The sequence below is a fragment of the Desulfoferula mesophila genome, from assembly GCF_037076455.1.
Classification (GTDB): Bacteria; Desulfobacterota; Desulfarculia; order Desulfarculales; family Desulfarculaceae; genus Desulfoferula; species Desulfoferula mesophila.
Genome location: NZ_AP028679.1, coordinates 2,797,745 through 2,811,086, shown reverse-complemented (window position 1 = coordinate 2,811,086; position 13,342 = coordinate 2,797,745). Strand labels below are relative to the sequence as shown.

The window sequence follows — 13,342 nt, the reverse complement described above, 5'->3', positions numbered from 1 at the left end:
TTTTCTGCAGCCGCCGGGATCCAGGCGGCCATTTTTTATTCGAGAACTTAGGAGCATCAATGGCAGGCGAAGGCCGCCTCAGAAAAACCCGCAACTTTGGCGTGGTGGCCCACATCGACGCGGGCAAGACCACCTTTACCGAGCGGGTGCTCTATTACACCGGCCGCACCCACAAGATCGGCGAGGTGCACGAAGGCACCGCGGTGATGGATTGGATGGCCGAGGAGCAGGAGCGGGGCATCACCATCACCAGCGCGGCCACCACCTGTGAATGGCAGGGGCACACCCTCAACATCATCGATACCCCCGGCCACGTGGATTTCACCATCGAGGTGGAGCGCAGCCTGCGGGTCTTGGACGGCGTCATCGCGGTGTTCTGCGCGGTGGGCGGGGTGGAGCCCCAGTCGGAGACGGTGTGGCACCAGGCCGACCGCTACCGGGTGCCCAAGATCGCCTTCATCAACAAGATGGACCGCATCGGCGCCGACTTCAAGGCCGTGCTGGTGCAGATGAAAGAGCGCCTGGGGGCCAACCCCCTGCCGCTGACCATACCCTGGGGGGCGGAGGACAACTTCCGGGGGGTGATCGATCTCATCTCCATGGAGGCCCTGGTCTGGGAAGACGAGGAATTGGGTGCCACCTACGTGCGCCAGCCCATACCGGAGGAAATGGCCGAAGACGCCGCCCAGGCCCGCGAGGCGCTGTTGGAGGCGGTGGCCGAGATCGACGACGCCATCATGGAGCTTTACCTGGGCGAGGAGGAAATCCCGTCCAAGGATATCAAGGCCGCCATCCGCAAGGCCTGTTGCGGCCTCAAGCTGGTGCCGGTGTTCGCGGGCAGCGCCCTGCGCAACAAGGGCGTGCAGCCGGTGTTGGACGCGGTGGTGGACTACCTGCCTTCGCCCCTGGACGTGCCTCCCGTGGAGGGCACCGATCCGGGCAACGGGGAACTGGAGCGCCGCCAGGCCGACGACGGGGCTCCCTTGTCCGCGTTGGCCTTCAAGGTGCAGATGGACCAGGGCCGCAAGCTGGTCTACGTGCGGGTATACTCCGGCACCCTCAAGGCGGGGGCCGAGGTATACAACGTGGCCAAGGGCGTGAACGAAAAGGTGGCCCGCATCCTGCGCATGCACGCCAACAAGCGCGAGCGTCTGGACGCGGCCAAGGCCGGCGAGATCGTGGGGGTGATGGGGCTTAAAAACACCAGCACCGGCGACACCCTGGCCACCAAGGACCGCCCCATCATGCTGGAGCCCATAGACACCTACGAGCCGGTGATCAGCGTGGCGGTGGAGCCCAAGACGGTGGGCGACCAGGACAAGGTGGCCGCCAGCCTGGACAAGCTGGCCGATGAAGACCCCACCTTCAAGGTGCGCATGGACGAAGACACCGGCCAGACCATCATCAGCGGCATGGGCGAGTTGCACCTGGAAGTGCTGGTGCACCGCATGAAGCGCGAGTTCAACCTGGACGTGAACGTGGGACGGCCCCAGGTGGTCTACCGCGAGACGGTGACCGTCCCGGCGGAGAGCTCCATGGGCTTCGACCGCGAGTTGGGCGGCGACCGCCAGGTTGGCGCAATAACCATGGAGATCAGGCCCAACCCTCGGGGCGGCGGCAATACCTTCCGGGTGGAAGCCGACCCGGAACAGGTGCCGCTGAATTATCACGAGGTCTTGGGAAGGGCCGTGGAAGAGGGGCTCACCTCCGGCGTGGTCATGGGCTACCCGGTGGTGGACACCGCCGTAACCATTACCGGCGGCACTTTCACCCCCGGCCTGTCCACCGAGCTGGGCTTCCGCCTGGCCTGCACCATGGCCCTGAAACAGGGCCTGGAAAAGGCCGCGGCGGTCCTGTTGGAGCCCATCATGAGGGTGGAGGTGATCGTGCCCGAGGAGTTCATGGGCGAGGTCATCGGCGACCTCAATGCCCGGGGCGGCTCGGTGGAGGCGGTGGAGCCCAAGGGCGGGGCCAACGTGGTCAAGGCCCTGGTGCCCCTTAGGGACATGTTCGGCTACAGCACCGACCTGCGCTCCGCCACCCAGGGCCGGGCCATCTTCACCATGCAGTTCGGCCATTACGACCGCACCGGCGACCGCAAGAAGTAGGGCCGGCGAAAAAAAATAGCACGGGCGCCCGGCCAAGCCGGGCGCCCGTTTCATTTGTGGCGCTGAACGGCTATTTCTTGGCGTCAGCGGGCTTGGCGTCCTTGGCGGGCGGGGTCTTGGCGGGCTTGGCGGCCGCCTCCTTCTTGGCCTTCTCTTGGGCTTCCTTGGCCAGACGGGTCTGCTCCTGCTTGATGAACCCGCTCAACTCACCCCCGATTACCTTGGTGTTGCCGTCCATGAGCTTGGGCATCTTGTCCCGGATGGCCATGCCCTCGGGCGATCCGTAGAACTTCACCATGGCCTTAAGCTCTTTGGCGGTGAACACCTCGGCGCACATGGCCACCCACTGTTTTTTGATGCCGGCGATGCGTTTTTCATCGAAATAGGCTTTGCCCTGGTCGATGAACTTTTGGCGCTGGTCCGGGGGCAGCTGGCCGGAGATGCGCTGGATGGTGTCCATGATCTGCTTTTGGACCTCGCTGAGTTTCCAATACTCCTGGGCCGACTGGAGGCGCTGGGCCGTGTCCTTGGCGCTGGGCTGGTCGGCGGACATGGCCACGGAGGGCAGGAGGAGGCAAAGGCACAACCCCAACAGCAATACTAACTTTCGCATTGAAACTCCCTTTTGCCGCTTTTAGCGGCCGGATGGGTGCGCCGGGATGAGAGGAAGGGTGTAGGGCCGGTCCAGATCGTAATTTACGAACGGGCTAGGGCGTTGCTCGTCTTCCTTTTTGGCCTGACGCTTTCGTTTGAGGCGGGCGTTAACATCCATCTGCTCCAGGGCCTGCTTGGCCTTGGCCTGAAGTTCCGGCTTATCCGCCAGGTTGTTGACCGCCCGGCTCAGATGGTACTGGGCCGAACGGTAATTGTGTCTCTGGACAAAGGAAAGGCCCAGGTAGAGGGAGGCTTCCCCCACCTGGCCCAAGCGCCCCAGGCTGATGCCCAATTCGTACAGGGCGGCTTGATTGGTTTCGTCCTGGGCCACCAGGCGGCGCAAGACCTTGACGGATTCGTTGAGCCGTCCCTGACGCTGATATGCTTGCCCCAGGGCCAAAAGCGTGTCCTGATCGTCGGGTCTCTTGGCCAGGGTGCGCTCCAAAAGCGCCTCGGCCTTGGCGTCTTGGCCCATCAGCAGGCGGCAGACCCCCTCGGCCCGGATCTGGTACACGTTGTCCGGCCACAGCTTGCCCAGGCGCTCCAGAAACTGCAGGGCCGATTCGTAGCGGTGCCGCCTCATGTTGAGCAGAGCCAAGCCATAAATGGGGTAGGGGCTGTTGGGGTCGCTCAGGCGGCGGTTGGTCAACAGCTTTTCCGCCTGAGGCTCGGGGTCGTACAAGGCGATCAGGCGGGTCTGGATGCGCAGGAACTCGCTGTTGTCATAGTGCAGGGGCTTGCCCTTCCAGGTCCGGGTCATGTCGGCCATGGCCTCCATGCGCTGGGGCCCGGTGGGGTGGGTGCGCAGGTAAACCGGCGTGTTGCCCCCCATGTAGTCTTCCGTCTTCCAGATGCGCTGGAAGCTGCGTTCCATTTCCCGGGGTGGGTAACCGGCGGAGGTCATGGTCTTGAAGGCCGCCCAGTCCGCCTCTTGCTCGTCTTCCCGGCTGAAGGCCAGCTGCTGTTGGACACCGCCGGCCACCGAACCCATGGTCAGGGCCTGGCCCAGGGCCGGGGAGACCATGCCTCCCAGAACCAGGCCGGCCAGCAGCCCGGCAATGCTGGCAAGGTTGGTGCTCTTGGATTTTTCGATGCGCTTGGCTATATGGCGGCGCCACACGTGGCCCATTTCGTGGGCCAGCACCCCGGCCAACTCGGCTTCGCTTTCCAGGGCGGTCATCATACCCCGGTACATGAAGATATATCCGCCGGGGATGGCGAAGGCGTTCATCTGCCCCACGTCGGCCACGTATACCGTAAAGGGAAACGGCTTGTCGGGGACGTAGGCTTCCAGGCGCTTGGCCAGGTTGCGCACGTAATCCACGATGTCCGGGTCGTCCACCAGGGGGATGGCGGCGATCACCTCGGCATAGGCCTCCTCGCCCATCTTGCGCTCTTCTTCCAGGCTGATCAGAGCGCTGGCCGGAGGCGGCAGCAAGCCGCCCAGGAGGACCAGGCAAAGCAGCAGGCAAAGCAGACGCTGGGCCATAAGTCTATTCTCCGGTATCGAGCAGACTCTTGCCGGTCATGGCCTTGGGCGGAACCAGGCCCATCAAGTCCAGGACCGTGGGGGCCACGTCGCGCAGGGCGCCGTCGGAGCGCAAGGAGGCGTCCTGGCGCGCGGGGTCTATAAGCACCAAGGGCACGGGGTTGCCCACGGTGTGCGCCGTGTAGGGACCCCCGGTGAGCGGATCGATCATCTGTTCGGCGTTGCCGTGGTCAGCGGTCAAGAGCACCCGGCCGCCGGCTATCAGCAGGGCGGGCACCACCCGGGCCAGGCAGCGGTCCAGGGTCTCCATGGCCGCGACGGCCGCGGCCAACACCCCGGTGTGGCCCACCATGTCGCCGTTGGCGTAGTTCATGACTATTAAATCATATCGGTCGGAGGCGATACGTTCCACCACCTCGTCGGTCACCTCCACCGCGCTCATGGCGGGCTTCTCGTCGTAGGTGGCCACTTCCTTGGGCGAGGGGATCAACACCCGGTCTTCGCCGGGGACCGGGTCTTCCACCCCCCCGTTGAAGAAGAAAGTGACGTGGGCGTACTTTTCGGTTTCGGCGATGTGCAACTGCTTTTTGCCCGCCCGTGAAACCACCTCGGCCAAGGTGTCTTCCAGTCGTTGGGGTCCAAAGGCCACCGGCACCTGGAGATGCTGGTCGTACTGGGTCATGCATACGTAGTAGCCCAGCTTGGGCCGATCGCGCACGTCGAAGCCGTCGAAGTCCGGCGCGTTGAAGGCCCAGGTCAGCTCCCGGGCCCGGTCGGCGCGGAAGTTGAAAAAGATGACCGCGTCGCCGTCCTTGATCGTGCCCACCGCCTGGCCGTCTTCGTTCATGCGCACCGTGGGCTTGATGAATTCGTCGAACTCCTGGTTGGAGTAGTCCTCTTCCACCGCGGTGACCAGATCGCCCACCAGGCGGCCCTTGCCCCGCACCAGGGCGTCGTAGGCCTTTTGAACCCGGTCCCAACGCTTGTCCCGGTCCATGGCCCAATAACGCCCGGTCACGCTGGCCAGCAGGGCGGGGGAGTTGTCGTTCAAAAAGTCCTCGAGTTGCTTGAGATAGCCAGCTCCGGAATCGGGTGGGGTGTCGCGGCCGTCCAAAAAGGCGTGGATGAAGATGCGCTTCACCCCGGCCTGGCCCGCGGCGCTAATCAGCGCCTCCAGGTGCGTGAGCAGCGAGTGCACCCCCCCGTCGCTGACCAGGCCCAGGAGGTGCAGGGCGTGGCCGTCTTTTTTGGCGGCGGCGAAGGCCTTTTGAAACTCGGCGTTTTGGCCCAACTCGCCGTTGGCCACGGCGTTGTTGATGCGGCTGATGTCCTGATAGACGACGCGGCCGGCGCCCAGGTTGAGGTGTCCCACCTCGGAGTTGCCCATCTGCCCGGCGGGTAGCCCCACGGCCTCGCCGCTGCACAGCAGGCTGGTGTGGGGGTAGTCCTTAAAAAGCGAATCCATGTAGGGCGTGTCGGCCAAGGCCACGGCATTGCCCTCTTTCGCGGGATTGATGCCCCAACCGTCCAGAATGATCAAAGCAACCGGGGCGTGGGCCGGCATGGCGTCCTCCTGTTTATTGCGTCGCGGGCTTGCCGGGCAGAGGAAGGGCGGCGGCCAACTCCGCCGCTTGGGGCTCCAGCCGGGGGGCGTCGCCCCACAGGGAGTCCAGGTCGTAGAATTTCCGCACCGGCTGGTGGAACACGTGCACCACCACCTCGCCGAAGTCCAGCAAGATCCAGCGACCTTCCTTGAGCCCCTCGATTCCCAGGGCCGGGCGTCCCGCCTTTTTGAGCACCCTGACGATGTTTTCGCCCACCGAGCTGGCCTGGCGGGTGGAGCGGCCGCTCACCAGGATGAAATAATCGGCATATCCCGTGAGCTGGTCCACCTCCAGGACCACCAGATCCTCGCCCTTTTTGTCCAGGGCGGCGGCGGCGCATAGCACGGCCAACTCCCTGGCGTTTTGCGGCTTGGGAGGCCTTATGCGGGTTTTGACGGGAGTTTCCACCTAGTCTTGGCCCGCGTTGGTGTAGAGTTTCATGCTTTTAATATAGTCTTCCACCGCCTGGGGTACAAGAAAGCTGATGGAGCGCCCCGAGGCCACCCGGTGCTTGATGTCGGTGCTGGAGATGTCCAGCAGGGTGGTGGCCACCTGACGCACCCCCTTGCCGCCCGGCAGGCGGAACCAGCCGTCTTCAGCCGGGGCAAAAGCCGGGTCCAGCTCGGTCTGCAAATAGTCCAAAAGATCCCAGCGCGGCGAAGAGGGCCGGTCCATGACCACGAAATCGGCCATGTCCAGCAGTAGCCGGGGCTCATGCCAGGTGTGCAGATAAAAAAACTGGTCGTTGCCCAAAAAGAAAAAGAGCTGGCGCTCGGGGTCTTCCTCGAGCAAGTGTCCCAAGGTGTCCAGGGTGCGGCTGGCTCCGCCCCGGACGATCTCCAGATCGCTCACCGCGAACTCGGGATGGCCCTGCACCGCCAGGCGCACCATCTCCAGGCGATGCTCCGCCGAGGCCTGCACCCGTTTTTTGTGGGGAGGCGAGGCGCAGGGCATGAAGACCACCTGGTCCAGCGCCAACTCCTCGGCCACCTCCTCGGAGGCCCGCAGGTGGGCCAGGTGTATGGGGTCGAAGGTTCCCCCGCAGATCCCCACGCGGCTGCCCACTAGGAACGCACCTGACCGTCGCCAAAGGCGATGAACTTGGTGGTGGTCAACTCGGTAAGCCCCATGGGCCCGAAGGCGTGCAGCTTGCTGGTGTTGATGCCGATCTCCGCGCCCAGGCCCAGCTCCCCGCCGTCGTTGAAACGGGTGGAGGCGTTGACCAACACCAGGGAGGAGTCCACGCTGTCGATGAAGCGCCGCCCCCTGGCGTAGTCGCTGGTGACGATGGCCTCGGTGTGCTGGCTGCCGTAGCGGGCGATGTGGTCCATGGCCTCGTCCATGCTCTCCACCACCTTCACCGCCAGGATCAAATCCAGGAACTCCGCGGGCCAATCTTCCTCTTGGGCCGCCACGGCCCCGGGCACCAACTCCAGGGTGCGGGGGCAGCCCCGAATCTCCACCCCCTGCGCCATGAGGGCCTGGGCCGCCTTGGGCAAAAACACGGTCGCCTCATCCGCGTGCACCAGCATGGTCTCCAGGGCGTTGCACACCCCGGGGCGCTGGCACTTGCCGTTGATGGCGATGGCCACGGCCATGTCGTGGTCCGCGCTCTGGTCCACATAGAGGTGGCACACCCCCTTGTAGTGCTTGAGCACCGGGATGGAGCTGTTTTCGGCCACGAAGCGGATGAGGCCCTCGCCACCCCGGGGGATGATCACGTCCACCAGCTCGTCCTGCTTGAGTAGGGCGGTGGTGGCGGCCCGGTCGGTGGTGGGGATGATGCTTACCGCGCCCTGGGGCACGCCGCCGGCCTCCAGCACCTGGTCGATGAGCTTGGCCAGGGCCAAGTTGGAGTTGATGGCCTCCTTGCCGCCCTTTAGGACCACCGCGTTGCCCGACTTGAGGCACAACCCGGCCGCGTCCACGGTGACGTTGGGCCGCGACTCGTAGATGAAGCCGATAACCCCCAGGGGAATGCGCTGGCGGCCCACCAATAGGCCGTTGGGGCGGCGGGCCATGCCGGTGATCTCTCCAACCGGATCAGGCAGGGCGGCCACGTCTCGGAGACCCTGGGCCATAGAGGCGATTACCTTGTCGGACAGGGTGAGGCGGTCGAGCATGGCGGCGCTAAGCCCGGCCTCGCGCCCGGCGGCCAGATCCAGGGCGTTGGCCTCTTGCAGGACGGGGGCGTTTTGCTCCAGGGCCTGGGCCAGATCCAAGAGGATTTGGTTCTTCACCCCGGTGGGCACCACGGACAGACGCCGGGCCGCCTGGCGGGCCTGGACGCAAATATCCTTGACTAGCTGCTCAACAGACATGCCACGCTCTCCCCATCTTCCAGATCGAACACCACCAGATTGTCGCGGTGAATCACCTCGTCATAGTCCTTATACCCCAAGCGGCTTTCTATTTCCTGGGAGCGCAGGCCCTTGATGGCCGCCAGCTCCTCGGCGGAATAGTTGGTGAGCCCCACCCCGAGGACCACCTCGCCGGGCCCCACCACGCGAACCGCCGCGCCGCCCAGGAAGTCGCCGCGCACCTGGCGGATGCCGGCGGCCAGCAGGCTCTTGCCGCCCTCGCACAGGGGGCGCACCGCGCCCTCGTCCACCACCAGCTCGCCCACCGCCTCGGAGTCAAAGGCGATCCAGGCCTTGCGCCGGGTGAGACGCTCGGAGCGGGGCAAAAACAGGGTGCCCAGGTCTTGCCCGGCGCACAGCTCGTCGATCACCCCCGCCCGCGTGCCGTCGGCCACGATGGTGTGGGCCCCGCAGCGTCCGGCCTTGTCGGCGGCCTTGACCTTGCTGAGCACCCCGCCGCGCCCTACCGAGCCGGGCAGGGAGCTGGCCGCCTTCAAAAGCTTAGGCGTGACCTTTTCCACCAGGGGTATGCGCTTGGCCAGAGGGTCCTTGCGGGGATCGGCGTCCATGACGCCGTTGACGTTGGTCAGGTTGATGAGCAGGTCCACGCCCAGCAGGTTGGTCAGGGTGGCGGCCAGGTTGTCGTTGTCGCCCAGCTTGATTTCGGCCACGGCCACGGTGTCGTTTTCGTTGATGATGGGCAGCACCCCCCAGCCCAACAGGGTGATGAGGGTGTTGCGGGCGTTGAGGTAGCGCTTGCGCCGCCTGAGGTCGCCGCCGGTCAAAAGCACCTGGGCCACCTTGACCCCGTGGGGGGCGAAGGCGTCCTCATAGGCCTGCATGAGGCGGGCTTGGCCCATGGCCGCGGCGGCCTGCTTTTCGGGTATGGAAGAGGGGGTGAAACCGGGGCGCAAGTGGGCCGCGCCCGTGGCGATGGCCCCGGAGGAGACCAGCACCACCTGGAGGCCGCGGGCGCGCAGGCGGGCTATCTGTCCGGCCAGGTCGGCCACCCGGGCGATGTCCAGGCCCTGGGGGCCGGTGAGCACCCCGGAGCCCACCTTGACCACCACTCGGCGGCTTTCCTCGATTATCTCAGCCCTGCTCACCTTGGTCTTCTCCCCGGCTCGCTTGAAGCTTGTCGGCCAGGGCCGACAGCAACTCCGGCACCCCCTGGCCGCTCATGGCGCTTATTGGCCAGACCTCCAGGCCCAGCTCCTCCACCATGCGGCGGAACCCGGCCAGGTTTTCCTGGGCCTGGCTTAGGTCCATCTTGTTGGCCGCCACCATGGCCGCTCGGGAGGCCAGCTGGGGGTCGTAGGCCAAGAGCTCCTCGCGCACGGTCCACAGGTCGGCCACCGGGTCCTCGGCTCCCAGGTCCACCACGTAGAGGAACAGGCTGGTGCGCTCCACGTGCTTGAGGAAGGTGAGCCCCAGCCCGGCGCCCTGGTGCGCCCCGGCCACCAGGCCGGGCACGTCGGCCATGGTAAAGGGCCGCCGGCCTTCCAACTGTACCACTCCCAGGTTGGGAGTGAGGGTGGTAAAGGGGTAGTCGGCCACCTTGGGCCGGGCGGCGCTGGCCGCGGTGATGAGGCTGGACTTGCCGGCGTTGGGCAGGCCCACTAGGCCCACCTCGGCCAAGAGCTTCAGCTCCAGGCGCAGGGTGAACTGCTGGCCCTCGCCGCCGGGCTGGGCCATGCGCGGGGCCTGGTTGGTGCTGGTAGCGAAGTGGGCGTTGCCCTTGCCCCCCCGGCCTCCCTGGGCCACGACCACTTCCTGGCCGTCGCTGGTCAGGTCGTAGAGAAGCTCGCCGGTCTCGTGGTCATAGACCTCGGTGCCCACCGGCACCCGCACCAGCTTGTCCTCGCCGGCCCGGCCGGCCTTGTTGGCCCCTTGGCCGTGGCCGCCGCGTTTGGCTCTGAAATGTCTGAGGTAGCTGTGGTCGGCCAGGGTGGTTACCCGGTTGGTGGCCTGGATGATTACGCTGCCGCCGCGGCCGCCGTCGCCGCCGTCGGGGCCGCCCTTGGGCCGGAAACGCTCACGCAGGAAGCTGACGCAGCCGTGGCCGCCGTCGCCCGCCGCCACCTCTATGATGGCTTCGTCTACGAAGCGCATGATTCACACCCCGGATCGGGGCCCATCCAAAACCTAGGGCGGCCCGGGTGCCCCCAAATCGGCACCGCCCGTGGCCGCCCGGCAAAAGCCCCTTTTAGAAGGGATATACGCTGACCTGCTTGCGGTCGCGTCCCAGCCGCTCGAACTTCACCGTGCCGTCGATGACGGCGAAGATGGTGTAGTCGCGTCCCATGCCCACGCCCTTGCCGGGATGGACCTGGGTGCCCCGCTGGCGCACGATGATGTTGCCGGCGCGGACGGCGGAACCTTCGCTGCTCTTGACGCCCAGTCGTTTACCGGCGGTGTCGCGTCCGTTGCGGGAGCTGCCGCCTGCTTTTTTGTGAGCCATGCCGTCGACTCCTTATCCGTGCGGCCTAAGCCGGAATCTCTTCTATGCGCACCGCGGTGTAAGGCTGGCGGTGGCCTCTTTTGACCTTGTAGCCCTTGCGGCGCTTCTTCTTGAAGACAACCACTTTTTTGGCTTTGCCTTGGTCGATGATGGTAGCGGTGACGCTGCTGCCCTCCACAAAGGGCTGGCCGATCTTGGGTTCGCCTTCGCCGCCGATCATCAACACCGGCTCGAGCTGGACCTTCTCGCCCACTTCGCCGGCCAGTTTCTCCAGACGGAGCACCTGGCCCGCTTCCACTTTATATTGTTTGCCGCCCGAGGCGATCACTGCGTACATGGTGGCTGCACCTCCAAAAATTTAGAAGGTGAAGTATAGCAAAAGTTTAAGCCCTGTCAAGGGATGCGCCGGACCATCCGGCGCGTGAACGTGCCCTTAGATACACCCCCCGAGGCGCAAACGCAACCCCGCCGGGCCATAGTATTTATATAAAACGGGCCGCCGCCATCGGCGGCGGCCCGGACAAGGCAAGGCGAAGCCTATTTGGGCGCCTTGAGGTACTTGTAGAAGTCGCTGTCCGTGGAAAGAATCAGGTCGCTTTTCTCCGTCCCGGCGCCACCGTAGCTCTCCAAGGTTTTGTACAAGGAGTAGAAGCCGGGGTTGCGTCCGTAAGCAGCGCCGTAGATACGCGTGGCATCGGCATCGCCCTGGCCCTTGATCTCCTCGGCCTTTTTGTAGGCCTCGGAGCGGACACGGGCCAGCTCTTTTTGCATCTGCCCGAGAATACGGCGTTTATCACCCTCTCCCTCGGAGCGGTACTGGCTGGCGATACGCTTGCGTTCGCTGATCATGCGCTGGAAGACCTGCTTCTGCACGCTTTCCACGTAGTTGATGCGCTTGATCTCGATGTCCACCACCTGGATGCCGTACTGGGGGGTCAGCTTGGCCGCCTCGGCCAGCATGGCCCGGGTGATGATCTGGCGGCCTCGTTTCACCTTTGTGTCGATGCGGGCTTGGTCGTCCTCGCCGCCGGAGGCAACAGAGGAGGTGGGCATGTATTTTTCATCACGCTGGAGGATCGTAACCGGTATCCAGTCGCTGGAGCGCACCAGCTCCACCAGGAGGTTGGAACTGACCTGGTCGCGCACCACCGAGTCGATAATGTCGTCCAGGCGGCTCAGGGCCCCGCGCTCGCTGGCCACGGTCTGCAAAAAGCGCAGGGGGTTGGTTATGCGCCAGCGCGCGGTGGTGTCCACCCAGATGTACTTTTTGTCCCGCGTGGGGATCTGGTTGGGCGAGCCGTCCCACTTAAGCAGACGCTCCTCAAAGGTGTGCACCTCCTGAATCAGGGGCACCTTGAAATAGAGGCCGGCCTGGGTGTAGGGGCCGCCCACCGGCTTGCCGAACTGGGTGACGATGGCCTGCTGGCCCTCGGTGACCGTGAAAAAGGCTCCCGAGGCCAACAAGACGGCGACCAGCAGGATGACTACCAGAGGGAAAGTTTTCTTACCCATCACTTCACCCCCTTTCCCTGAGGTTGGCCAAGGTCTTGGTTGGTGGCCCGTCCTTTGCCCGCGCCCAGGTTCAACAAGGGCAGCAAACCGCGCACCTGTTCGTCCACCACGTAGATCTTTTGAGTGTTGGCGAGCATGCGCTGCATGGCCTCCAGGTACAATCGCCTTCGCGTGACGTCCTCGGCGGTGAGGTAGCTGGCCAAAACGTCTTCAAAGCGTTTGGCCTGGCCCTGGGCCCGGTTCACCTTCTCGGTGGCATAGCCCTCGGCCTCGGTAACCACGCGCGACGCCTCGCCCAAGGCCTTGGGTATCTCGCGGTTGTAGGCTTCCTGGGCCTCGTTGATCATGCGCTCCTTTTGCTGGCGCGCCTCGTTGACCTCGTTGAAGGCGGGCTGCACCGGCGGGGGCGGGTTCACGTCCTGCAGCTTGACCGTGACCACCTGCACGCCGGTTTTGTAGCTGTCCAGCAATTTTTGCAATTCCACCTGGGCCTTGGCCGCGATCTCCACCCGCTGCAAGGTGAGCACCTGGTCGCTCAGGCGGTTGCCCACGATCTGGCGCATCACCGACTCCGACAGGTCGCGAATGGCCGCCACGGGATCACGCACCGCGAACAGCCACAGCTGGGGGTCGCGGATCTTGTATTGCACGATCCACTTGACCTCGATCACGTTGAGGTCGCCGGTAAGCATGAGCGACTCTTCGGCGTAGCCCTTTTCGCTGAAGCGGCTTCTCACCCCCGGGCTGATGACCCGGAAGCCGAACTCTTCCTTGAACACCCGGCCGGTTTTCACCTTGATGGCGTTTTCTATCCCCAAGGGGAGCTTGAAATGCAGGCCCGGACCCGATTCGCGCACGAAACGCCCGAAGCGCAGGATGATGCCGTTCTCCTCCGGCCCCACGGTGTAATAGGCGGTGGAGCCCAGAACGATGGCGGCCACGATGAGCACCACCACCCACAGGCCCTTGGCCTTTTTAAAACCAGGTATCTTGCTTTTGAAATCGTTGATGACCTTATTCAGGTCTGGCTCCCGGCCGGTCCCCCGGGGTGGGGGGGTCCAGTCCATGGGCATAATTGCACCTCGCAGGGGGAACTAAAAGTTAACTGTTGGTGTGCTAAGTTGACGATTCTTGTTGCCGAAAGCATATCAGCC

General features: G+C 64.7%; 13 protein-coding genes. 1 reads left to right on the top strand and 12 read right to left on the bottom strand.

Features of this window, described 5'->3' with window-relative positions:
• Positions 1 to 59 precede the first annotated feature (59 nt).
• Positions 60 to 2,108: an elongation factor G gene (fusA, locus tag AACH32_RS12730; RefSeq protein ID WP_338600010.1), complete on the top strand. Its 2,049-nt coding sequence runs from the start codon at positions 60 to 62 to the stop codon at positions 2,106 to 2,108.
• 70 nt (positions 2,109 to 2,178) lie between these two features.
• On the opposite strand, the gene AACH32_RS12725 is transcribed toward fusA, so the two are convergent.
• The 12 genes from AACH32_RS12725 to hflK form a co-directional block, all read right to left on the bottom strand.
• The gene (locus tag AACH32_RS12725; protein WP_338600007.1) at positions 2,179 to 2,721 is read right to left on the bottom strand and encodes a DUF2059 domain-containing protein; all 543 of its coding nucleotides are present in this window, start codon (positions 2,719 to 2,721) and stop codon (positions 2,179 to 2,181) included.
• Positions 2,722 to 2,742: 21 nt separating this feature from the next.
• Positions 2,743 to 4,251, bottom strand: a complete 1,509-nt coding sequence (locus AACH32_RS12720; RefSeq protein WP_338600005.1) for a M48 family metalloprotease — start codon at positions 4,249 to 4,251, stop codon at positions 2,743 to 2,745.
• A 4-nt stretch (positions 4,252 to 4,255) separates the two neighbouring features.
• A complete protein-coding gene (gene gpmI, locus AACH32_RS12715; RefSeq protein ID WP_338600002.1) occupies positions 4,256 to 5,815 on the bottom strand; it encodes a 2,3-bisphosphoglycerate-independent phosphoglycerate mutase in 1,560 nt (519 codons plus the stop codon).
• 13 nt (positions 5,816 to 5,828) lie between these two features.
• Positions 5,829 to 6,200 (bottom strand): ribosome silencing factor, encoded by a 372-nt coding sequence (rsfS, locus tag AACH32_RS12710; protein ID WP_338600000.1) that lies wholly within the window; start codon positions 6,198 to 6,200, stop codon positions 5,829 to 5,831.
• Positions 6,201 to 6,263: 63 nt separating this feature from the next.
• The gene (gene nadD / locus AACH32_RS12705; RefSeq protein ID WP_338599998.1) at positions 6,264 to 6,920 is read right to left on the bottom strand and encodes a nicotinate-nucleotide adenylyltransferase; all 657 of its coding nucleotides are present in this window, start codon (positions 6,918 to 6,920) and stop codon (positions 6,264 to 6,266) included.
• Positions 6,920 to 8,176 (bottom strand): glutamate-5-semialdehyde dehydrogenase, encoded by a 1,257-nt coding sequence (locus AACH32_RS12700; protein ID WP_338599996.1) that lies wholly within the window; start codon positions 8,174 to 8,176, stop codon positions 6,920 to 6,922. The genes nadD and AACH32_RS12700 overlap by 1 nt, the downstream gene beginning before the upstream one ends.
• Entirely contained in the window at positions 8,158 to 9,321 is a 1,164-nt protein-coding gene (gene proB / locus AACH32_RS12695; RefSeq protein WP_338599993.1) for a glutamate 5-kinase, read from the bottom strand. The genes AACH32_RS12700 and proB overlap by 19 nt, the downstream gene beginning before the upstream one ends.
• Positions 9,308 to 10,327, bottom strand: coding sequence for a GTPase ObgE (obgE, locus tag AACH32_RS12690; protein ID WP_338599990.1), 1,020 nt, complete (start codon positions 10,325 to 10,327; stop codon positions 9,308 to 9,310). Before obgE ends, proB begins: the two co-directional genes overlap by 14 nt.
• 94 nt (positions 10,328 to 10,421) lie before the next feature.
• Positions 10,422 to 10,676, bottom strand: a complete 255-nt coding sequence (rpmA, locus tag AACH32_RS12685) for a 50S ribosomal protein L27 (RefSeq protein WP_338599988.1) — start codon at positions 10,674 to 10,676, stop codon at positions 10,422 to 10,424.
• Positions 10,677 to 10,701: 25 nt separating this feature from the next.
• A complete protein-coding gene (rplU, locus tag AACH32_RS12680; RefSeq protein WP_338599986.1) occupies positions 10,702 to 11,013 on the bottom strand; it encodes a 50S ribosomal protein L21 in 312 nt (103 codons plus the stop codon).
• A gap of 200 nt (positions 11,014 to 11,213) precedes the next feature.
• On the bottom strand, positions 11,214 to 12,188 hold the full coding sequence (hflC, locus tag AACH32_RS12675; protein WP_338599984.1) for a protease modulator HflC: 975 nt from the start codon (positions 12,186 to 12,188) through the stop codon (positions 11,214 to 11,216).
• Complete coding sequence (gene hflK, locus AACH32_RS12670; protein ID WP_338599981.1) at positions 12,188 to 13,261, bottom strand: FtsH protease activity modulator HflK; 1,074 nt, start codon at positions 13,259 to 13,261, stop codon at positions 12,188 to 12,190. The genes hflC and hflK overlap by 1 nt, the downstream gene beginning before the upstream one ends.
• Positions 13,262 to 13,342: the final 81 nt, after the last annotated feature.